This is a genomic window from Actinomyces sp. Marseille-P3109 (genome assembly GCF_900323545.1).
Lineage (GTDB): Bacteria > Actinomycetota > Actinomycetes > Actinomycetales > Actinomycetaceae > Actinomyces.
On the sequence record NZ_OOHN01000008.1, the window covers coordinates 1,558,876 to 1,579,096 of the forward strand.

A 20,221-nucleotide genomic window follows, 5' to 3' on the forward strand; every position below is an offset into this window, starting at 1 on the left:
TGTCCTTTGACCGTCCTTGTGACTGTCGTTGTTGACATGACCGGTGTGTCTCAGGGCTCTGCCCACGGCAGCAGCCGTTGTGCCGGAGGCCTTACCCCTCCAACTTCTTCAGCTCGTTGCTCAGCGCAGTGATGACGTCCTGAGAGGACCGGCTTCCCGGCTGCTGGATCGCGGGGTAGATGCTGTCCTGGATCTTCGCGGTAACGTCGCCGTAGAAGACGGCCTGGGGCCGGCTCTTGGCGTTCTCAAGGCTCTTCTTGAGGATCGGCAGGTAGGGGAACTTCTGCAGCAGATCGGCGTCCTCGTAGAGCGACCCGAGGATCGGTGCGAGTGTCTGAGTTTCCAGTTGGTAGCGTTCGGAGTCCTCGCTGATCCACCACTTGACGAACTTCAAAGCGGTGGCCTTGTTCTTCGACGCCTTGGTGATGGCGCAGTTGTGTCCGCCCAGGGTCGGAACGAAGGCCTTGCCGTCGATGCTCGGCAGGGCGGCGACGTCGAACTTCTCCGTCCCCAGGGCGTCCTTGCTGTTGGCGTACTGGTAGGGCCACTGGCGGTAGAAGAGGAGGTCGCCCTTCTCGAAGGCGTTACGGCCGTCCTCCTCCTTCCACTCCAGGGACTCCTTGGGGATGTAGCCCTGGGAGAAGCCGTCGATGAGCCACTGCAAACCGGTGACCGATTCGGCGGAGTCGACGATCACTTGGTTGTCGGGGTCGTAGAAGCCCCCGCCGGCGGTGTGGATGAACTCCGAGGCGCAACAGGTCAGCCCCTCGTACTTGGCGAACTGCCCGCCGAAGCCACCGATGTTCTCATGACCGGGCAGCGCCCGCACCGCGTCGATGGCGGCCTTGACCTCCTCCCAGGTCGTGGGGACCGCGACGCCGGCCTCGGCCAGGAAGTCCTTGCGGTAGAACATCACCGGAGCATCCGTGTGGAACGGAACGGCGAAGAGCTTGTCCTTGTAGACGCCCGTCTGCCAGACGGGCTCAAGGATGTCGTCGTTCTTGAGCTCGTCCTGGGGCAGCTCGACCACCCACCGGTTGGCGGCGAACTCGGAGACCCAGACGTTGTCCAGTGAGACGACGTCGTAGGCGTTGGAGTTGATCCTGACGGCATTGACCAATGCCGTGCGCTGCTGGTCGGCCTCCGCGGAGAGCTCGATGAGTTTGACCTCCTCGCCGGGGTTGGTCTTGTTCCACTCATCGATCCTGGCCTGCACCTTGCCGGCCGAGTTGTCCTTGCCCTGGACCCAGGTGATCGGTCCGGTGCCTTCAAAGGTGACGGGGCCGTCGTCGTTCCCGCTGGAGGTGGAGCAGGCCGCCATCGAGGCCAGCGCCGCCGCCAGGGCCGAGCCCTGGATGAACTGACGACGGGGTAAGGGTGTCATGCGTGTTTCCTCCTTGAAACTGCGTCGGAGCCAACCGGCTCCGTTCCGGAAGGACCCACATCGTCGACGCGCGTCGACCTGGGCATGAGACTCACGTTACACACCGGTAACCGGTCGGTCAAACCGTTTCGTCTTCGTTTTCTCCAGCCCCTGTGACAAGAGCCCCACCCCCGGCACGGACGCCGGTCCGCGCGATTCCCCCGTGACTCCTCTGTGATCTCCGCAGGACCGCCTCGGGCGGCCTGTGAAAACCTCCACAGCCGCCCTCTCGTTCTCTCGCCTCAACGAAGCGTCGCCTCTCAACTGGCCTGACACAATGACTCCGTGAGCTCTCGACCCTCCTCGTCCCACGGCAGCAACAGGCCGCCGCGCTACCCCGGCCACATGACCGGCGGGGTCTCCGGCACCGAGATCCCCTTCCAGCCCGAGGCCCACTGGTCGGTTCCGTGGCTGCTCGCCGATCGCATCGCCCGCAGCGGCGACAAGCCGCTCGTAGCGCGAAAGTCCTCGGTGTCGGGTGACTGGCAGGAGGTCTCGGCCCGCACCTTCGGTGAGGAGGTGGCCCATGTGGCTGCCGGCCTCATCGGCATGGGGCTGGAAGCGGGCAGCGCCGTCGGCATCATGGCGCACACCTCCTACGACTGGTTCCTGCTGGATATGGCCATCGCCCGAGCGGGCCTGATCTCGGTCCCCATCTACGAGACGAGCTCGGCCGAGCAGATCGAGTGGATCGTCTCCGACTCCGACGTGTGCCTGGTCATCACCGAGAGCGGCACCCTGGCCGAGCTCGTGCGCGGTGCCGTCGCCGGCATCGGGCACCCGGTCGAGGTCCTCGCCCTGGACTCCGACGCCGTCACCACCATCGTCCAGGCCGGCTCGGGCGTCAGCCCCTCGCAGGTGGACCAGCGTTCCAACGCCCTCAAGGTCGACGACGTCTACTCCATCATCTACACCTCCGGCACGACCGGCCGCCCCAAGGGCGTCGAGCTCACCCACCGCAACGCCGTCGGCATTCCCTACCACGGGGTGCGTTACCTGCCCGGCGTCCTGTGGGGCGGTCACGTGCGTCTCCTGCTGTTCCTGCCGCTGGCCCACGTCTACGCCCGCTGTCTCCAGCTGCTGTCCCTGGCCGGGGAGGGCGTGCTGGGGCACACCCCCGACGTCAAGACGCTCCTACCGGACCTGCAGTCCTTCGCCCCCTCCTACGTCCTGGCAGTCCCCCGCGTCCTGGAGAAGATCTACAACGCCGCGGACGCCAAGGCCGGGAGCGGAGCCAGGCTCAAGCTGTTCCGCTGGGCGGCCAAGGTCGCCATCTCCTACTCCCGCGCCCTGGACACCCCCACCGGTCCCTCCCGCGCCCTGCGGCGGGCCCACACACTCGCCGACCGTCTGGTCTTCCGCAGGATCCGCGCCCTCATGGGCCCCAATGCCCGTTTCATCATCTCCGGCGGCGGACCGCTGGGGCAGCGTCTGGGCCACTTCTACCGCGGACTGGGACTGGTCATCCTGGAGGGTTACGGCCTGACCGAGACGATCGGGCCGGTCAGCGTCAACACCGACTGGCTCAACAAGATCGGCACCGTCGGCCCGCCCGTGTGCGGCAACGAGATCCGCATCGGTGAGGACGACGAGATCCAGGTGCGGGGTCTGGGTGTGTTCTCCACCTACCACAACAACCCCGAGGCCACCGCCGAGTCCTTCACGGCAGACGGCTGGTTCCGCACCGGCGACATCGGCGCCCTCGACGAGGACGGCTACCTGCGTATCACCGGGCGCAAGAAGGAGCTCATCGTCACCGCCGGCGGCAAGAACGTCGCCCCCACCCAGCTCGAGGACCGGCTGCGCGGCCACCCGCTCATCAGCCAGGTGCTCGTCGTCGGGGACGGGGAGCCCTTCATCTCCGCGCTCATCACGCTGGACAAGGAGATGCTTCCCCAGTGGCTGCGCAACCACGGGCTGCCGACGATGGACGTGATCGAGGCCTCCACCCACCCGCAGGTGCTCGCCGCCCTGGACCGGGCCGTGGCGCGTACGAACCGCGCGGTCTCCCGGGCCGAGTCGATCCGCGCCTTCAGGGTGCTGACCACCGACTTCACCGAGGCCAACGGTCTGCTCACGCCCTCGCTGAAGGTCAAGCGCGGTCCGGTGATGGAGGCCCACGCGGACGTCATCGCAGACATCTACAGCTCCACGCGTAAGGGCCCTCAGGAGTAGGCGTCATCGGCTGCCCCGGCCGGGCATACTTGCCACCATGACCGACGCCTCCACCTTCCCGGCCGACGACGCCTCCTCCGCCCCGTCCGGGGAGCACGCCACTGAGCTCCTGGTCCCGGTTCACGACGGGATGACAACGCCCTGGGCACTGGCCGAGCGCGTTCGCCGCAATCCCGACGGCGGGCTCATTGCCCGCAAGTCCCCGCTGGGGCGGCGCTGGCGGGAGATGAGCGCCAGTGCCTTCCACACCCAGGTACGTGAGGTGGCTGCGGGGCTGGTGGCCAGGGGGCTCCAACCGGGCGACGCTATCGGCATCATGTCGCACACCTCGTATGAGTGGACACTGCTGGACTTCGCCGCCTGGGAGGCGGGCCTGGTGGTGGTTCCCGTCTACGAGACGTCCTCGGCCGAGCAGGCCCAGTGGATCCTCACCGATGCCGGGGTGAGGCTCATCGTCGTGGAGAACGAGGCCATGGCCTCCATGATCGGAGCGCTGACTACCACGGTCCCTGAGCTGTCGGGCTTGCAGGTCCTGTGCGTGGAGCGTGAGGACGTCCTGGGTCTCATCGAGGCCGGCCGCGGTGTGGAGGACGCCGAGCTCGATCGGCGCAGTGCGGCCCTGACCTCGCAGTCCCTGGCGACGATCGTCTATACCTCGGGCACCACGGGCCGTCCCAAGGGCGTCGAGCTCAGTCACGGCAACCTGGTGCATCTGTGCGTCAACGTCTGCCCGCACGTGCCGGAGGTCCTGGGCGGGGCCGAGGTTCGCTTCCTGCTGTTCCTGCCACTGGCCCATGTGCTCGGCCGGTTCGTGGAGATCGCGATCGTGTGCTCCCACTCGGGTGTGCTGGGGCACGTGCCCGACGTGCGCAACCTCGTGACGGATCTGGGCTCCTTCCGGCCCACCGCGGTTCTGGCGGTGCCGCGCGTCTTCGAGAAGATCTACAACGCCGCCGACGCCAAGGCGACCGGAGCCAGGCAGAAGGTCTTCCGTCTGGCCGCCAAGACCGCGATCGCCTACTCGCGGGCCCTGGACACCCCCGAGGGGCCCTCACGCAGGCTGAAGGCGCAGCGTGCCGCCTTCGACCGCCTCGTCTTCTCCACCCTGCGCTCCGTCCTGGGCGGGCGGGTCAGCCACGTCGTATCCGGCGGCGGGCCACTGGGTGAGCGCCTGGGGCACTTCTACCGTGGCGCCGGGGTCACCGTCCTGGAGGGCTACGGCTTGACCGAGACCATGGGGCCGTGCTCCGTCAATCTGCCCGGCGCCACCCGGATCGGCACCGTCGGCACACCGCTACCCGGCTGTGCGGTCAGGCTGGGTGAGGATGGAGAGATCCTGGTGCGGGGTATCGGCACCTTCACCGGCTACCACAACAACCTCGAGGCCACCGCCGAGGCCTTCACCGACGACGGGTGGCTGCGTACCGGTGATATCGGCTCCTTCGAGGGCGCCGAGGGGTTTTTGCGGATCACCGGGCGCAAGAAGGAACTCATTGTGACCGCCGGTGGCAAGAACGTCGCCCCAGCTCCCCTGGAGGACCGGCTGCGGGGGCACCCGCTGGTCAGCCAGGTGCTCGTGGTGGGTGATAACCGGCCCTGCGTCGGGGCGCTCGTCACCCTGGATGCCGAGATGCTGCCGCTGTGGCTGTCCTCCCACGGGTTGGAGGAGATGACCGTCGTCGACGCCGCCAAGGACCCACGGGTACGCGCAGCGCTGGAGCGGGCGGTGGCGCGGACCAATGAGGCGGTCTCGCGGGCAGAGTCCATCCGCACCTTCGAGGTGCTGCCCACGGACTTCACGGTGGCCAACGGTCTGCTCACGCCCTCGCTCAAGGTGCGCCGTGCCGAGGCGGAGAAGCGCTTCGCGGCGGAGATCGAGGCTCTTTACACGCGCACTCCACTTGTCCCCAGCGCCGCTGTGGCGCCATCGCAGGACTGAGAAGGACCGAAGGCGGGGGCGGACGACCCCTGGTTGCTGCGCAGGGCCACCCGTCGGCTCCGGCAACCCGGACTGTCGTGTCTCCTCACGTCTGAGGCGTGTGAGTGTCATGGTTTCTGAGGCGCGGGCAGGGCGGGCTGCCCGGGTGCGCAAGACCTGACCCGCTCGATTTCACTGCCGGGGCGCCGGTAGGTCGGAGCCTGTTCAGGCCTGCTACTGCACGAGGGTGGGAATGTACTGGCCAGGGGCTATCCGTACTGCACGAGACCCCGAACCCCGTGGAGTACACCCATCTATCGGTCAGTAGCACCCAGACCTCGTGCAGTACACGCCCAGCACCACCACAGCAACCAAGCGCACCCCTTCGGCGACGCGCTCAAGCGACCCCGGCGCCCGGGGCAGCCCACCCCACCGGTGTCTCAGAGGTCATGACACCCGAAACCCTCAGAAGCCATGAGACAACACATCCGGCAGCCCGGACTGGCTGGCGCGCTCGGCCTCGTGGTCGTCGCGGATCTCCTCGTGGTGCTGGATGACCTCGGCGACGATGAAGGCGAAGAACTTCTCGGCGAAGACCGGGTCAAGGCCAGATTCCTCGGCCAGCGCTCGCAGGCGCGCTACCTGCTCGCGCTCGCGCCCGGGATCGGCCGGCGGCAGGTCCAGCTGGGCCTTGAGCAGCCCCACCTGCTGAGTGCAGCGGAAGCGCTCAGCCAGAAGATGGACGAGGGCGGCGTCGAGGTTGTCGATGGTGGCGCGATAGACCGCCAGCTGCGGGGGGACGCCATCACGGCCCTCGGTCATGCGGTCCGGCTCCGCTCCCCCGCCTTGGCTGTCGACCGGAGCGTGCCCGAACCCGCCTGGTAGCGGGGCCTTCCGGTTCCCCGCACGGCGTCGGCGTCCACGACGACGCGTCCCACCTCAGGCAGGGAGGGGACCTCGAACATGGCTTGGCCCAAGACCTCCTCCACGATGGAGGTCAGTCCGCGAGCGCCGGTCTTGCGCTCCAAAGCGAGAGAGGCGACCGCCTCGATGGCGGGATCGGTCAGCTCGAGCTCGACGCCGTCGAGACTGAAGAGGTACTGGTACTGGGAGACCAGCGCGTTCTTGGGCTCGGTCATGACGCGCACGAGCTCGCGCACTCCCAGGTCCTGAACGGTGGCGATGACGGGCAGACGACCGATGAACTCGGGGATGAGACCGAACTTGTGAAGGTCCTCGGGACGCACCGGCGAGGTGAAGACATCCTGGGAGCCCGCACCGGAGAGCTGCGCACCGAAGCCCACTATCTGGGCGCCGGACTCCTTGCGCTGTCGCTGGCGCACGATCTCCTCGATTCCGGCGAAGGCTCCGGCCGCGATGAAGAGGATGTTGGTGGTGTCGATCTCCAGGAACTCCTGGTGGGGGTGCTTGCGTCCACCGCCAGGAGGCACGGAGGCCGTGGTGCCCTCGATGATCTTGAGCAGCGCCTGCTGCACGCCCTCACCCGAGACGTCGCGGGTGATGGAGGGGTTCTCCGCCTTGCGACCGATCTTGTCGATCTCGTCGATGTAGATGATGCCCTTCTCAGCGCGCTTGACATCGCCGTCGGCGGCCTGGATGAGCTTGAGGAGGATGTTCTCCACGTCCTCGCCCACGTAGCCGGCCTCTGTCAGCGCGGTGGCGTCGACGATGGCGAAGGGGACGTCGAGGAGGCGGGCCAGAGTCCTAGCCAGGTGGGTCTTGCCGGTTCCAGTGGGCCCCAGCAGGAGGATGTTGGACTTACCCAGTTCCAGGCCGTCACCCTCGGCCACAGAGCGCTCCTTGACCTGGACGCGCTTGTAGTGGTTGTAGACCGCCACGCTCATGGCCCGTTTGGCGGACTCCTGCCCGATGACGTACTGGTTGAGGAAGTCGAAGATCTCCTGGGGCTTGGGCAGCTCAAGGGGAACGCCGGCACCGGACTCGCCCAGCTCCTCATCAACGATCTCGTTGCACAGCTCGATGCACTCGTCGCAGATGTAGACACCGGGCCCGGCGATGAGCTTCTTGACCTGCTTCTGGCTCTTGCCACAGAAGGAGCACTTCAGCAGATCCACACTCTCAGCGTTACGTGCCACAGTTTCCTCCAGATTCGTCATCGGTCCCCGTGCCCGGGGCGACCCTGCGCCAGCCTACGGGCTGACCTGGCGGGTACGCCGAGGACATGGCGGCGTGTCCAGTCCGCAATATGCCATCTTGAGCACCGCGCTGCCAGCGTTTGCGCCTCCCATTTTCACCGCCCACCCGGTCGGTGCTCCCACCGGAAGGAGGCGGGAGCACCGCACAGGGCGACGGCGCCTCAGGAGGATTGCGGAGAGGCGGGCGCCTTGCGGGAGGTGAGCACCTGGTCCACGATCCCGTAGTCCTTGGCGGCCGCAGCCGTGAGGATCTTGTCGCGCTCGAGGTCGGTGTGGATCTTCTCGCGGTCCTGACCCGTATGCGCAGCCAGGGTGTCCTCGAGCCAGGAGCGCATGCGGTCGATCTCGTCGGCCACGATCTCGATGTCGCTGGCCTGCCCCTGCATGCCCTCCATGGCGGGCTGGTGGATGAGGACGCGCGCGTTGGGCAGGGCCAGGCGCTTGCCCGGGCTGCCGGCCGCCAACAGCACGGCGGCGGCGGAGGCGGCCTGCCCCAGGCAGACGGTCTGCACCTGCGGCTTGATGTACTGCATGGTATCGTAGATGGCCGTCAGTGCCGTGAAGGATCCACCGGGGCTGTTGATGTACATGGTGATGAGGCCGTCGGAGTCCTGGGACTCCAGGACCAGCAGCTGGGCCATGATGTCGTCGGCCGAGGCGTCGTCGACCTGAACGCCCATGAAGACGATGCGTTCCTCGAAGAGCTTGGCGTAGGGGTCCTGGCGCTTGAAGCCGTAGGCGGTGCGCTCCTCGAACTGGGGCAGCACGTAGCGGGCCTGCGGCATGGCGCCGGCCTGGCGGGCGACGGCCTCGAAGTAGGGACGGGTCGAGGACATGTCAGTTGTCTCCGTTCTGCTTGCCGATCTCCCGGCTGGAGCGCACGATGTGGTCGACGAAGCCGTACTCGAGGGCCTCCTGGGCCGAGAACCAGTGGTCCCGGTCGGAGTCGGCGATGATCTCCTCCACCGTGTGGCCGGTATTGGCCGCCGTGATCTCCGCGAGCTCCTGCTTCATCTTGATGATGAGGTCGGCGTTGATGCGAATGTCCGTGGCCGAGCCCCCGGCGCCGCCGGAGGGCTGGTGCATGAGCACCCGGGCGTGCGGGGTGAGGTAGCGCTTGCCCTTGGCGCCGGCCGACAGCAGGTGCTGCCCCATGGAGGCGGCCAGGCCCGTGGCCACGGTGGCGACGTCGGGCTGGACGTACTGCATGGTGTCGTAGATGGCCATACCGGCGGTCACCGAGCCGCCGGGGCTGTTGATGTAGAGGTAGATGTCCCGCTCGGGGTCCTCGGCGGCCAGCAGCAGCATCTGGGCGCAGATGGCGTTGGCGTTGTCGTCACGCACCTCGGAGCCGAGCCAGATGATGCGCTCCTTGAGGAGGCGGTTGTAGATGGAGTCGGTCAGCCCCAAGCCTGCACCGTTGGCGTCGGCTGCCTGGGGCGGGGCGACCGCGGCGGGTGTATAGAGCTCGCTCACGTCAGTCCTCTCATGGTCGGTGTAGCCAACGCTAACGCGGCACTCCCATTCACTATGCCCGCCATGACGCCCTTTTCGCCCACGGCGCAGGTACGAGCCCCGAAGGCGGTGCAGGCCACATGAAGCCCGGACGGACGCCTCGCCCCAGCGCCGCCGCCCCTCGTCGTCACCCTCATCACCGACCTCGTCACCAGCCTCGTCACCAGCACCATCACCGTCACTCGCAGTGGCCAGGCACCCATGACTCGTATGTGCCACACCACACATCTTGCTACGACAAACAAATACGATATGGTTCCATCACTTATTTATGTCGATCTTCTCCGCCCACCCCGGTGGTGCGCGTTCCGAGGAGGAGTCCCTTGAGCACGAACCAGGTCCCGGAGCCCGACTCCACTTTCTCCTCCGAGCGGCGCTCCTCCGAGCCGTCCTCCTCAACCTCCGCCCCTCAGCAGCGCGGGACCCGTCAGGGCCCCGAGGCCTCCCGTATGCAGGGCCACTGGCTGCTGGCCAGGCTCGGCAAGAGAGTCCTGCGCCCGGGCGGCATCGGCCTGACCCGGCGCCTGCTGGAGGCCGCCGGGCCGACGTCGACCGACCGCGTCATCGAGCTGGGCCCCGGAGTCGGACGGACCGCTGAGATCCTCCTGGCCACCCGGCCCGCCTCCTACAAGGGCGTGGACCCCAGTCCCGAGGGGCGCGAGCAGGTCGCGGACATCCTTGCCGCCCACTCCCGGCAGACCGACGCCGAGTACGTCGTGGCCGACGCGGCCAGCACCGGCCTGCCCGACGGCAGTGCGGACCTCGTCGTGGGCGAGGCGATGCTGACGATCCAGTCCGACGACCACAAACGGGAGATCATTGCGGAGGCGGCCCGGATCCTGGCTCCCGGCGGCCGCTACGCGATCCACGAGCTGGCCCTGCGCGCAGACCGCTCCCCCGAGGAGCTCGAGGAGATCCGCAGAAGCATCTCCCGCACGATCAAGGTCGGGGCGCGTCCGCTGACGGCGCCGGCCTGGGAGGCGCTGCTGCGGGAGGCCGGGCTCGAGGTGACCTGGACCGGCACCGCCTCCATGAGCCTGCTCGAGCCCTCCCGCATCATCGAGGACGAGGGCGTCCTGGGCGCCCTGCGCTTCTGGCGCAACATGCGCCGCACCCCAGGAGCCCGGGACCGGGTCAACGCCATGCGGCAGAGCTTCCGCCTTCAGGGCGAGGCCCTCAGCGCGATCGGCATGGTGGCGCGCAAACCCGAGTCCCCCGCTCCGGAGGGGGCGACGGAGCAGGCGGCCAACGCCACAGAAGGGGCCGAGGACACCATAGTCACCGAGGACGCAAGAGACGTCTCTGACCACGTGGCCCCGGCATCATGACGGACGTCGCGAGAGGCACCTCGGCCCGTGCGGGTGGGGCCGCGCACCCGCAGCAGGACCGCAGCGAGCTCCGGCTGGAGCGCGTGACGATGATCCGCCGGGGCCTGACCCTGGTGGAGGACCTGTCCGTGACAGTCGCTCCCGGACAGACCCTGGCAGTCACCGGCGCCTCCGGAGCCGGAAAGACGACGCTGCTGCGGGCGATCTCGGGGCTGTCGGACACCGATGCCGGCAGCATCTCACGTCCCGCGGGTCGCCTGTCCCAGGTGTTTCAGGAGCCGAGGCTCATACCCTGGTACTCGGCCCACCGCAACATCTCCCTGGTGGTGGGCGGTCCGACGCCGGACCTGACGGCTATCCAATGGCTGGAGCGCGTGGGGCTCGCCTCGGCCGGTCACCTCCCGCCGGCCCGTCTCTCGGGCGGCATGCGGCAACGGGTCTCCATCGCCCGGGCACTGTCAACCGACCCGAGCCTGCTTCTGGTGGACGAGCCCTTCTCCGCCCTGGATCGCCCCCTGGCCAAGGCGCTGAGGGCCGATCTCATCGAACTGCTCGCCGACCAGGACGTCGTCAGCGTCTGGGTCACGCACGACCCGGACGAGGCCGAGGAGGTCTCTCACCTCCACCTCCATCTCGACGGGCCCCCGGGCACCTGGAGCCTGTCCGCCTAGCCGGCGGAGCACCCAGCCGGCCCAGGCGGTCCCTCCCCTCCGTTTCCCCTCACACTCCGACCACGAAAGAATGAGAGCACCGTCATGAGCAGCCGTGTGGATACTCGAACCAGCACCTCAGGCACACCGGGAACGCCGATCAGGCGCCGCTCCCTCATGACCCTGGCCGGCCTTGGCCTGCTGTCACCGACGATCCTGTCGGCCTGCTCGTCGCGTTCGGGCAAGGCCTCGTCCAGCGGGACGGGCGGGCACATCGACACCCTGCGCGTCCACGTCCCCACCACCCTGGCCTATATGGCGCCGATGACGCTGTTCGGCGGCCAGGGCAAGCTGGCCCCGACGATCGGCAAGGCCACGGTGGAGAACTGGTCGAGCATCGATGCCATGAGGACGCTGCTCATGCAGAAGCAGACGGACCTGGCCGCCACCCCCTCCTACGCGGCCGCGAACCTGTTCAACAAGGGCGTGCCGCTGCGCCTGGTGGCGATGCAGGTGTGGGGCATGCTCTACGTCGTCGGCCCCGAGGGGTCCTCGGAGCAGGGCCTCGAGGCCCTGCGCGGGAAGACGGTGGCCGTCCCCATGCCGAACAACATGCCCGATCTCGTCTTCCGCTACCTGCTCGGCCAGAAGGGCTGGGACACGGGCACAGACCTGACGATCCAGAACTACACCGACGGCCAGGAGGCCCTGTCCAACCTGCTGGCGGGCAACGCCGACTTCGCGGTCCTGCCCGAGCACGCGGCCAGCGCCGGACTGGCCAAGGCCAAGCAGCAGGGCAAGACCCTGGAGCGGACGGCCGACCTCCAGCAGGTGTGGGCAGAGGTGACAGGCGGCGAGGCGAAGTTCCCCATGGCCGGACTGGTCATGCCCCAGGAGATCACGGACTCGAACCCCCAAGCGGTCGGAGCGGTGCTCAATGAGGTGGAGGCCTGCATCGCGGCCACCAACGCGATGGCTGAGGAGACCGTCAACGCCATCTCCCAGAAGACCGAGGTCCCCGCACCGGTCGTCACCGAGGTGATCCCCCGCCTCCAGCTGAACCTGGTTCCGGCGGCCCAGGCCAAGGACCAGCTCGTCGACTTCTACACCCGTCTGTCCACTCTCAACCCGGACATCGTCGGCGGCAAGATGCCAGCCGACGACTTCTACCTGAAAGACCCGCGGTGAGTCCGCACCGGTCGTCAGCCGTCAGACGGTGGCGCGCCCGCCTCCTGTGGTGGGCCGGAATCGGCCTGGCGATCCTCATCTGGTACTGGGCCGCCCTGGACCAGCCCGAGTACGCAATGCCCGGCCCGGAGTCGACCTGGCACGCCTTCCTGGGTCTCATCGACGACGGCGACCTGGGCTGGACACTGTGGCTCACCCTCTCCAGAGCGGTCATCGGACTGGGGCTGTCCTGCCTCATCGGCATCCCGACCGGCTGGGCGCTGGGAACCTGGACCTGGCTGCGCGAGCTGCTGGACTCCTGGGTGCAGGTCCTCATGGCGGTACCCCCGATCGTGCTGGTCGTGGTCGGGATGATCTGGCTCGGACCGACGGCGGGAGTCGTCATCCTGGTGGTCACCCTGGTCACGCTGCCCCTGCTGGTGGCCTCCATGCGCGACGCGGTCCTCAACGTCGACGGCGACCTGCTGGAGATGGCGACAGTCTTCTCCAAGTCCCGCCCCTGGACGATCCGCAGGGTCATTCTGCCCGCGGTGGCGCCACCGGTACTGTCTGCCCTGACGGTTGCCGTCGGTCAGTCCGTGAGGGTCACGGTCATGGCCGAGCTCCTGAGCACTCCGACGGGGCTCGGGGCCGAGGTCCAGCAGGCGCGCACCAATCTGGAGACGGCCGATGTATTCGCCCTGTCCGCCATGATGGCCGCGCTGACGCTGGTGCTCGAGCTGTGCCTTCTGCGGCCGCTGCGCCGGCGCCTCATGGTCTGGTCGTCGTAGTCCTGACGGCGACCACAGTCCGCATACCAGTCCATCCCATAAACCAGTCCACCGATCACAATCCTCACCATCCACTACCGAAGGAGCACACATGTCCGCATCCCCTTCCACACCAGTCACTGAGTCCCTGTTCCAGCTCAGGCTCAACGACGCCCTGCCCATCTCGAAGGAGGCCACCACCTCACGCGTCGTCGTCAACAACGACGTCCTGCGCACTGTCATCTTCACCTTCGACGCCGGTCAGCTCCTCACCGAGCACGCCTCCCCTCGCGCCGTGGTCGTCACGCTCCTGGAGGGCGAGATGGACTTCTCCATCGGCGAGCGCACCGAGCGGATGACCGCCGGGGACGTCATCTATCTGGCCCCCGGAGACCGTCACGCGCTGACAGCCGTGACGGAGTGCCGTATGCAGCTGGTTATGGTCGATGTCGACAAGGTTGGAGCCGCGTCGGCGAAGTAGCAGAAGCAGCACAGACAAGGCACCACAGCCGACGACGACGCCGACCGACAGGCCGTCAGCCACGACGAGGGGTGGGTGCGCACAGCGATGATCGCTGTGCGCACCCACCCCTCGTTCTTGTGACATCCGCAAAATCAGTGGCCTCGGCCCGGGACCTCACCGTACCGGGTCACGCCCTCCTCACCCGGAGCATCACGCGCAGTGTCGCGCCTCACGCAGAACTGACGAAGAGCAGGCTTGGTAAGCCATCTCACGAACCTTTGTAGGAAAACTAAACCTTCCGACAGTTAGGTTGTGGGTGCCCGAGATCTTGGCGTGACTCGCTTCCCACACCGTGGCATAGGCCGGACAAGCGTGGCACCATCGATTTTAACCGCCTCGAGAACAAGAGAAGACCTGTCCGCATGACAACCTAAAGCCGCACTTCTCGCCGCGATCACACCACATTCTTTTACCCTTCAATAATTCCGCCGCTCCCGTCCGCATCGTCTTCCGCCTGCCGCACCACCCAGTAAGGGGTTACCCGTGTCCAGCAAGCCCACACAATTCCATGCACCAGAGAGGACCGCCGCATGATCGTCATTACCCTTCTGGTGGGAATCCTATTCTGGATCGGAATTGATATATGGGCCGGTATCACGTCAAAATGGTACAAGGCGGTGGAACTCGACCCGAGCATCATCTCCGATGACTTCAGTGTCCTGGTACCGATCTACGGCAACGTCAAGTACCTCCAGAACGCGGACTACCTGCACCCCTATGGCGATCGGGTGGTCCTGTGCACGACCTCCGGCGAGTCCGAGCAGTTCTACCGCGACCTTGAGGACATCGCCATTCGCTACGGGTTCAGAATCTTCAGGAGCGAATACGTTCCGCGGAAGGTAGGCCGCAAGCGGAGCACCTCGGGCATCACCCGCGACACCATCGTTCGCGACGCCCTGCTGGCCGCCCCACTCAACTCCTACACGGTGTGCCTTGACGCTGACACCACGGCACAGGAGTCCCTGACCCGCATCGTTGGTGCACTGGTGGCACACAAGGCCGACTTCGCCTCAGTCACCATCGTCCCCCAGAAGAAGGGCCCCTTCATCGTTCAGATGCAGCGTCACGAGTACGTGGTCTCGATGCGCGCCCGCAGGATCATGCCGTGGCTGCTCAGCGGCGCCCTTCATATCGGCAAGACCGACGTGATGCGCCAGATCATGGCTCGTCACTCGTTGTTCTTCCAGGGCAATGACATCGAGGCCGGCATCATCGGAGATGCACTGGGATACAAGGCGGTCCATATTCTTGCGCACGTCAACACCAATGCCCCAGACACGCTGTACGCCTGGTGGCGCCAGCGGATCGCCTGGAGTGGTGGATCCTTCCGGCTCTTCATCATCAATTTTCGGTTCGTCTTCCAGCACCCCTTCCTGTGGCTGTACAGCGGCATCGTGGTCATCAGTATGTTCGCGCTCAGGTGGATTGCCGTGGTTCATCCCGGTTGGACGCTTCTACTGGCCCTGTTCATCTACTACACGGCTATCGTGTGGCTGCACTGGGACCACGGGAACAAGTGGCTCATCTTCCAGCCCTTCTACTGCCTCTTCGTCAGTCTTATCGTGGTGCCCATTGGGGTGGCGTACTATTTCAAAATGGCAATTCCTGAGCGTAACTTCGGAGTCATTCGTCCCAAGCGCACGGAGCTCGTGACCGCCAGCTGATCCTGCTGCGACGCCGACGCCGACGAGCCACCGTCACGGACAGGACAAAACCGGTGGGGCCCACCTTCCTCAAGAGAAGGTGGGCCCCACCGGTTTGCAGCAGCCCCGCCTCAGTGGCGCGACTGCGTCAGGTGGCTCACTCGGCGGAGTCGGAGTCGGCCCCGTCCTCGTCGGCGACCTCAGCGGCGGCAACGGCAGCAGCCTCAGCGGCAGCGGCGGCGTCGTCCTCATCGGAGCCGATATAGGCGGACAGGTCCACCGCCTCGCCCTTGGAGTCGACGACCTTGGCCTGGCGCAGCGCCATGGCCAGGGACTTGTTACGGGCGACCTCGGAGACGAAGGCCGGGATCTGCCCGGCCTGCTGGGCGCCCTGGAGGAACTGGGCGGGCTCCATGCCGTACTGCTGTGCGGTCTGGAAGAGGAACTCGAGGAGCTCATCCTGAGCCACGCCGATCTCGAGGTCCTCGGCCAGGACGTCGAGGATGATCTGGTCGCGCACGCCGGTGACGATGTCCTCGCGGATCTCCTTGGCATGCTCCTCATCGCCCTCCTTGCCCTCGGCCCGGAGGTGCTGGGCGATCTCGGCTTCAACGACGGCCTCAGGGACATCGAAGGAGATCTCGCCGCGCAGATGCTCGAGCAGGGCGTCGCGGGCAGCCACGGCCTGCTCGCCGGTCTTGCGTTCGGTGACCTGCTTGACGAGGTCCTCGCGCAGCTCCTCGACGGTGTCGAACTCGGAGGCGAGCTGGGCGAACTCGTCGTCGACCTTGGGCAGCTCGCGCTGCTTGACGGCGGTGGCGGTCACGGTGACCTCCGCCTCCTCACCCGCATGCTCACCACCGGCCAGCTCGGTGGTGAAGGTGGCGGACTCGTCGGTCTTGAGGCCCCGCAGGGCGGTGTCCAGGCCCTTGAGCATGTTGCCCTTGCCGATCTCGTAGGAGACGCCCGAGATGGAGTCGACCTCCTCGCCGTCGATGACGGCCTTGAGGTCGATGGTGACGAAGTCGCCGGTCTTGGCCTTGCGGCCCACGGACTTCAGGGAGCCGAATCGCGCGCGCAGGTTGTCCAGCTCGGAGTCGACGTCCTCATCGGTGACCTCGACGGCGTCGACGGTCAGCTCGGTATTGCGCAGCTCCGGCAGCTCGATGACGGGGCGGACGGTGACCTCGGCGGTGAAGGCGAGCTGGCCTCCGTTCTCACCGGTGGCGTTGGGCAGCTCGACGACGTCGACCTCGGGCTGGAGCATGGGGACCCGCTCGGCCTCGGTGATGGCGTCCCGGTAGAAGTCGGAGAGCTTATTGTTGACGGCCTCCTGGATGACGGCTCCGCGGCCGACCCGCTGGTCGATGACCCGGTTGGGGACGTGGCCGCGGCGGAAGCCGGGAACCTGAATCTGGGAGCCGATCTCCTTGTAGGCGGCATCAAGACTGGGTTTGAGCTCCTCATAGGGGACCTCGACGGTCAGCTTGATGCGGCTGGGGTCAAGATTCTCGACAGTGGTCTTCACGGGGGTTGCTCCCAAGGTCTGAGTTCTGCGGTAACACCGAAGCGTTCGGAGGTGTTCGGCGGACGCGCGTCTGTGGCGTCAATCCGTGCCATCTTAGGGCAAACGGCCAGTGGGATCGATGATGCGTCCGTACCTGGCGCATGACTCTGGACACAGGGTCATCGTCCGTCACGGCCTCTCCCCTATCGGCACGCTCCGTCCTCCGACGACGATGGCCGGCCAGGCCCCCTCGATCTGCGCGACCGAGCCGATCGCCTCGACGACGCGTGCGTGCACGCCTCGGGCCTCGGCGTCGTCAGAACCCGTGAAACGGACCGTCACCCGAGGCTCACCGCGCACGACGTCGACCTGAAAGGCCTCCAGAACGGTCGTCCGGCGCACGGCGACCCGTGCGGCGGACTCGACGTCCCCGGGATCGTGCCCAGCCTTGAGCATGGACACCGTGAGAATCGATCGATACGAGGGCATGCCCTCAGCGTAGAGCCCCGTCCCGCGGTTGCGCCCGCGCGCTCGCCCGGCGCCAGCATTCGCCCGCACGGCACGATCGCCCTCGGGATGAAGAGTCGGGCTGGCGGGATTTGAACCCGCGGCCCCCTGCTCCCAAAGCAGGTGCGCTACCAAACTGCGCCACAGCCCGTGACGTGACGAAAGGGACCGCCGAGGAGGCGGCCCCTTTCGGCTCACAGAGCGGGTGACGGGAATCGAACCCGCGCAATCTGCTTGGAAGGCAGAGGCTCTACCATTGAGCTACACCCGCATGGATGAAGGGTCCTCACCCTCCACCGGCAGCCTCACTGCTCGATGAGGCCCTCCTTGTAGGCCCGCGCCAGACGGCGGGGCACGGAGATCTCGCGGCCCTGAACGCGGATGGTGTTGAGCTCAGCGAGCTTGGCCTTCCACTGTGAGCGGCGGTTGCGGGTGTTGCTGCGGGACATCTTCCGCTTCGGCACTGCCATGGGCCCGCTCCTCTCTCATAAACCACAGGGATCGGATGACCCCTCGAAACTGGACCGAGGGACACCATAACGACATTGGCGCAGCCGCTTCCAGTCCATCGCCATATCGTGCCGTGTGACATCGGTCCCGCGTTCCCTCATGCGAGGATCGTCCCATGGCCTTGCCCGCATCTTCCAGCCACCCGTCTCAGACAACCTCTGGCCTGCTGACGCTGGCTCACGGCGACCAGCCCGAGATCGACCTGGAGATCAAGAGGTCCCACTTCCTGGCGCGCGCCTGCCGCACGGACTCCATGGACGAGGCCCGCGAGTTCATCGCGCGCCTGCGTAGCACCTACCCCGACGCGCGCCACCACTGCTCGGCGATGACGGTCACCGATCTCTCGGATGCTCAGACTCCGGTGTCTCTGTCGGCTCCGCCCCAGCCGGCTGAGCGCTCCAACGACGACGGCGAGCCCTCCGGTACGGCGGGCCAGCCCATGCTCGAGGTACTACGAGGAACGGGGCTGGCCAACACGACCGTCGTCGTCACCCGTTACTTCGGCGGGACGCTCCTGGGGACCGGCGGGCTGGTGCGCGCCTACTCGGAGGCCACCACCCAGGCGCTGGAGCGGGCCTCACGCGTCATCCTGACCCGGCGTCACCTGTGGGACCTGAGAGTCCCGGTCGCCCAGGCCGGGAGGATCGAGGCCGATCTGCGTTCCCGGGACAGAGCCGTGGCGGCCGGACCGACTGGGACCAGCAGCGGTCTCGGCGTCACGTCGGCCATCCGGGTGGAGGAGACGATCTGGGGGCCGACCCACGCGGTCCTCGTCCTGTCCACGTCCAGTGCTGATCCCTCCCTGCTGCAGGAGCCGCTCGCCTCCCTCACCCGGGGTGAAGGCGCTGCCGAGCCCGCCGGCAGTTGTCTGGTCGAGGTACCCGTGCCGCTGCCGGCGTGACATGCCTGCGACCCGAGCCGGAGGAGACCGCGACGCGACCGGGACATGACCGGAATGTGACACGGCCGACCCCCGAATTTGCGGTTCTCCCCGGAACTCGGGGTAGGGTTTCGGCAACGGCCGGGGCTTCGAACCCGCCCCGGGCCAGATGGCAAGCAGCCACAAGCAGCTCAGACGCGGGCAGGCGTCGTCACCCGCCCCGAGGACAGGAGGACCCATGATGGCCATGACCGTCATGCGCACCATGTCCCCTGCGTCCACTGCATTCTTCGTGCCCATGTGTTGCTGCTGCCGGTGTCGGTAGGGCGCCAGGCCACGAGATCTGTGCGCGTACCGCTGCGCGCATGCCCGGCGCTCCCGGAGCAGGCGGCGACCCCTGCTGCTTCAGCCGTTCGTTGAACGCAACACGGCTGCTCCCTGACGGACGCGGACCGTCTCTCCCTCATCTTTTTTCGTTCTCACGAGCTCTCACGGGCCCGGCATCGCCTCGTCTCGCGCCGGCACCGGCGCTGAGGGCTCATCCAACCCGCAACCCGAAGGACACCACTATGACGTACGCATCCGACGCCACCGCGCTGGTCGGCAACACCCCTCTGGTCCGCATCAACCGCGTGACCGATGGTGCACCCGCCACCGTCCTGGCCAAGGTCGAGGCCTTCGAGCCCGCATCCTCGGTCAAGGACCGCATCGCCCTGTCCATCGTCCGTGCCGCGGAGGAGTCCGGCGCTCTCAAGCCCGGAGGCGCCATCGTGGAGGCGACCTCCGGCAACACCGGCGTCGGATTGGCCATGGTGGGCGCCGCCCTGGGCTACAAGGTCATCATCACCATGCCCGAGACCATGTCCAAGGAGCGGCGGGCGATCATGCGCGCCTTCGGCGCCGAGCTGGTGCTGACCACCGAGGGCGGCGTGGCCGGGGCGGTCAAGCGCGCTGAGGAGATCCAGGCGGCCACCCCCAACTCGATCCTGGCCTCCCAGTTCTCCAACCCCGCCAACCCCAAGGTCCACCGTGAGACCACGGCCCGGGAGATCCTGGAGCAGACCGGGGGCGACATCGACGCCTTCGTGGCCGGCATCGGCACCGGAGGGACGCTGACCGGCGTAGGCCAGGTGCTGCGTCAGGAGAAGCCCGGCGTCAAGATCTACGGCGTCGAGCCCTCCGAGTCCCCGCTGCTCAGCGAGGGCAAGGCCGCACCCCACAAGATCCAGGGACTGGGCCCCAACGTGGTTCCCGAGATCCTCGACCAGGGCATCTGGGATGAGCTCCTCCACATCGACTCGGAGACCGCCATCACCTACGCCCGCCGTGCCGCAGCGGAGGAGGGCCTCCTTGTGGGGGTCTCCTCGGGTGCCGCCCTGGCCGCTGCCAGCGAGCTGGCCAAGCGCCCCGAGCTGGAGGGCAAGACCATCGTCACCGTCCTGCCGGACACCGGTGAGCGCTACCTGAGCACGCCCCTGTACAAGGACTACCTCGACTGACGGCTCCGACGGCGGCGCTCCTGGGAACA

At 67.1% G+C, this 20,221-nt stretch carries 18 protein-coding genes and 2 tRNA genes; 10 read left to right on the top strand and 10 right to left on the bottom strand.

Annotated features, from left to right (window positions below; genetic code table 11):
• Window positions 1-91 precede the first annotated feature (91 nt).
• Window positions 92-1,384 carry an ABC transporter substrate-binding protein gene (locus BQ8008_RS06925; protein WP_108833374.1) on the bottom strand — a complete coding sequence of 431 codons (1,293 nt, stop codon included), beginning with the start codon at window positions 1,382-1,384 and terminating at the stop codon, window positions 92-94.
• Window positions 1,385-1,708: 324 nt separating this feature from the next.
• On the opposite strand from BQ8008_RS06925, the gene BQ8008_RS06930 reads away from it, so the two are divergent.
• Both BQ8008_RS06930 and BQ8008_RS06935 read left to right on the top strand, forming a co-directional pair.
• On the top strand, window positions 1,709-3,598 hold the full coding sequence (locus tag BQ8008_RS06930; protein ID WP_108833375.1) for an AMP-dependent synthetase/ligase: 1,890 nt from the start codon (window positions 1,709-1,711) through the stop codon (window positions 3,596-3,598).
• Between the two features lie 37 nt (window positions 3,599-3,635).
• A complete protein-coding gene (locus BQ8008_RS06935; protein ID WP_108833376.1) occupies window positions 3,636-5,537 on the top strand; it encodes an AMP-dependent synthetase/ligase in 1,902 nt (633 codons plus the stop codon).
• 444 nt (window positions 5,538-5,981) lie between these two features.
• Here the strand turns inward: BQ8008_RS06935 and BQ8008_RS06940 are convergent, their stop codons facing one another.
• The 4 genes from BQ8008_RS06940 to BQ8008_RS06955 form a co-directional block, all read right to left on the bottom strand.
• A complete protein-coding gene (locus BQ8008_RS06940; protein WP_108833377.1) occupies window positions 5,982-6,338 on the bottom strand; it encodes a chorismate mutase in 357 nt (118 codons plus the stop codon).
• Window positions 6,335-7,633 (bottom strand): ATP-dependent Clp protease ATP-binding subunit ClpX, encoded by a 1,299-nt coding sequence (clpX, locus tag BQ8008_RS06945; RefSeq protein WP_108833378.1) that lies wholly within the window; start codon window positions 7,631-7,633, stop codon window positions 6,335-6,337. The genes BQ8008_RS06940 and clpX overlap by 4 nt, the downstream gene beginning before the upstream one ends.
• A 221-nt stretch (window positions 7,634-7,854) precedes the next feature.
• Window positions 7,855-8,529 (bottom strand): ATP-dependent Clp protease proteolytic subunit, encoded by a 675-nt coding sequence (locus BQ8008_RS06950; RefSeq protein WP_075408649.1) that lies wholly within the window; start codon window positions 8,527-8,529, stop codon window positions 7,855-7,857.
• A 1-nt stretch (window position 8,530) separates the two neighbouring features.
• Entirely contained in the window at window positions 8,531-9,169 is a 639-nt protein-coding gene (locus BQ8008_RS06955) for an ATP-dependent Clp protease proteolytic subunit (protein ID WP_009404125.1), read from the bottom strand.
• Between the two features lie 362 nt (window positions 9,170-9,531).
• Between BQ8008_RS06955 and BQ8008_RS06960 the strand changes: the two genes are divergently transcribed.
• From BQ8008_RS06960 to BQ8008_RS06985, 6 genes are all read left to right on the top strand, one after another.
• Complete coding sequence (locus BQ8008_RS06960; protein WP_325048126.1) at window positions 9,532-10,536, top strand: class I SAM-dependent methyltransferase; 1,005 nt, start codon at window positions 9,532-9,534, stop codon at window positions 10,534-10,536.
• Window positions 10,533-11,207: an ATP-binding cassette domain-containing protein gene (locus BQ8008_RS06965; RefSeq protein WP_108833379.1), complete on the top strand. Its 675-nt coding sequence runs from the start codon at window positions 10,533-10,535 to the stop codon at window positions 11,205-11,207. Before BQ8008_RS06960 ends, BQ8008_RS06965 begins: the two co-directional genes overlap by 4 nt.
• An 84-nt stretch (window positions 11,208-11,291) precedes the next feature.
• Window positions 11,292-12,374, top strand: coding sequence for an ABC transporter substrate-binding protein (locus tag BQ8008_RS06970; RefSeq protein ID WP_108833380.1), 1,083 nt, complete (start codon window positions 11,292-11,294; stop codon window positions 12,372-12,374).
• Window positions 12,371-13,144: an ABC transporter permease gene (locus tag BQ8008_RS06975; protein WP_108833381.1), complete on the top strand. Its 774-nt coding sequence runs from the start codon at window positions 12,371-12,373 to the stop codon at window positions 13,142-13,144. The genes BQ8008_RS06970 and BQ8008_RS06975 overlap by 4 nt, the downstream gene beginning before the upstream one ends.
• A 91-nt stretch (window positions 13,145-13,235) precedes the next feature.
• Complete coding sequence (locus tag BQ8008_RS06980) at window positions 13,236-13,604, top strand: cupin domain-containing protein (protein WP_108833382.1); 369 nt, start codon at window positions 13,236-13,238, stop codon at window positions 13,602-13,604.
• A gap of 572 nt (window positions 13,605-14,176) precedes the next feature.
• Window positions 14,177-15,310 carry a glycosyltransferase family 2 protein gene (locus BQ8008_RS06985; RefSeq protein WP_108833383.1) on the top strand — a complete coding sequence of 378 codons (1,134 nt, stop codon included), beginning with the start codon at window positions 14,177-14,179 and terminating at the stop codon, window positions 15,308-15,310.
• Between the two features lie 136 nt (window positions 15,311-15,446).
• On the opposite strand, the gene tig is transcribed toward BQ8008_RS06985, so the two are convergent.
• The 5 genes from tig to rpmF all read right to left on the bottom strand — a co-directional run bounded on the left by tig (window position 15,447) and on the right by rpmF (window position 17,773).
• On the bottom strand, window positions 15,447-16,817 hold the full coding sequence (tig, locus tag BQ8008_RS06990; protein WP_108833384.1) for a trigger factor: 1,371 nt from the start codon (window positions 16,815-16,817) through the stop codon (window positions 15,447-15,449).
• 168 nt (window positions 16,818-16,985) lie between these two features.
• Window positions 16,986-17,285 (bottom strand): FMN-dependent dehydrogenase, encoded by a 300-nt coding sequence (locus tag BQ8008_RS06995; protein WP_159086779.1) that lies wholly within the window; start codon window positions 17,283-17,285, stop codon window positions 16,986-16,988.
• Window positions 17,286-17,380: 95 nt separating this feature from the next.
• Window positions 17,381-17,454 (bottom strand) — tRNA-Pro (locus BQ8008_RS07000).
• Window positions 17,455-17,503: 49 nt separating this feature from the next.
• Window positions 17,504-17,574 (bottom strand) — tRNA-Gly (locus tag BQ8008_RS07005).
• A gap of 34 nt (window positions 17,575-17,608) precedes the next feature.
• A complete protein-coding gene (gene rpmF, locus BQ8008_RS07010; protein WP_108833386.1) occupies window positions 17,609-17,773 on the bottom strand; it encodes a 50S ribosomal protein L32 in 165 nt (54 codons plus the stop codon).
• A gap of 155 nt (window positions 17,774-17,928) precedes the next feature.
• On the opposite strand from rpmF, the gene BQ8008_RS07015 reads away from it, so the two are divergent.
• Both BQ8008_RS07015 and cysK read left to right on the top strand, forming a co-directional pair.
• Window positions 17,929-18,714 (top strand): IMPACT family protein, encoded by a 786-nt coding sequence (locus BQ8008_RS07015; RefSeq protein WP_108833387.1) that lies wholly within the window; start codon window positions 17,929-17,931, stop codon window positions 18,712-18,714.
• 548 nt (window positions 18,715-19,262) lie between these two features.
• Window positions 19,263-20,192: a cysteine synthase A gene (cysK, locus tag BQ8008_RS07020; RefSeq protein ID WP_108833388.1), complete on the top strand. Its 930-nt coding sequence runs from the start codon at window positions 19,263-19,265 to the stop codon at window positions 20,190-20,192.
• Window positions 20,193-20,221: the final 29 nt, after the last annotated feature.

What these genes read in the sequence shown, in the direction of transcription:
- BQ8008_RS06980 (WP_108833382.1), top strand. Translation starts at nt 13,236, where the DNA reads ATGTCCGCATCCCCTTCCACACCAGTCACTGAGTCCCTGTTCCAGCTC.
- BQ8008_RS06985 (WP_108833383.1), top strand. Translation starts at nt 14,177, where the DNA reads ATGATCGTCATTACCCTTCTGGTGGGAATCCTATTCTGGATCGGAATT.
- cysK (WP_108833388.1), top strand. Translation starts at nt 19,263, where the DNA reads ATGACGTACGCATCCGACGCCACCGCGCTGGTCGGCAACACCCCTCTG.
- BQ8008_RS07015 (WP_108833387.1), top strand. Translation starts at nt 17,929, where the DNA reads ATGGCCTTGCCCGCATCTTCCAGCCACCCGTCTCAGACAACCTCTGGC.
- BQ8008_RS06950 (WP_075408649.1), bottom strand. Translation starts at nt 8,529, where the DNA reads ATGTCCTCGACCCGTCCCTACTTCGAGGCCGTCGCCCGCCAGGCCGGC.
- BQ8008_RS06995 (WP_159086779.1), bottom strand. Translation starts at nt 17,285, where the DNA reads ATGCCCTCGTATCGATCGATTCTCACGGTGTCCATGCTCAAGGCTGGG.
- BQ8008_RS06935 (WP_108833376.1), top strand. Translation starts at nt 3,636, where the DNA reads ATGACCGACGCCTCCACCTTCCCGGCCGACGACGCCTCCTCCGCCCCG.
- BQ8008_RS06970 (WP_108833380.1), top strand. Translation starts at nt 11,292, where the DNA reads ATGAGCAGCCGTGTGGATACTCGAACCAGCACCTCAGGCACACCGGGA.
- BQ8008_RS06925 (WP_108833374.1), bottom strand. Translation starts at nt 1,384, where the DNA reads ATGACACCCTTACCCCGTCGTCAGTTCATCCAGGGCTCGGCCCTGGCG.
- BQ8008_RS06940 (WP_108833377.1), bottom strand. Translation starts at nt 6,338, where the DNA reads ATGACCGAGGGCCGTGATGGCGTCCCCCCGCAGCTGGCGGTCTATCGC.
- BQ8008_RS06965 (WP_108833379.1), top strand. Translation starts at nt 10,533, where the DNA reads ATGACGGACGTCGCGAGAGGCACCTCGGCCCGTGCGGGTGGGGCCGCG.
- rpmF (WP_108833386.1), bottom strand. Translation starts at nt 17,773, where the DNA reads ATGGCAGTGCCGAAGCGGAAGATGTCCCGCAGCAACACCCGCAACCGC.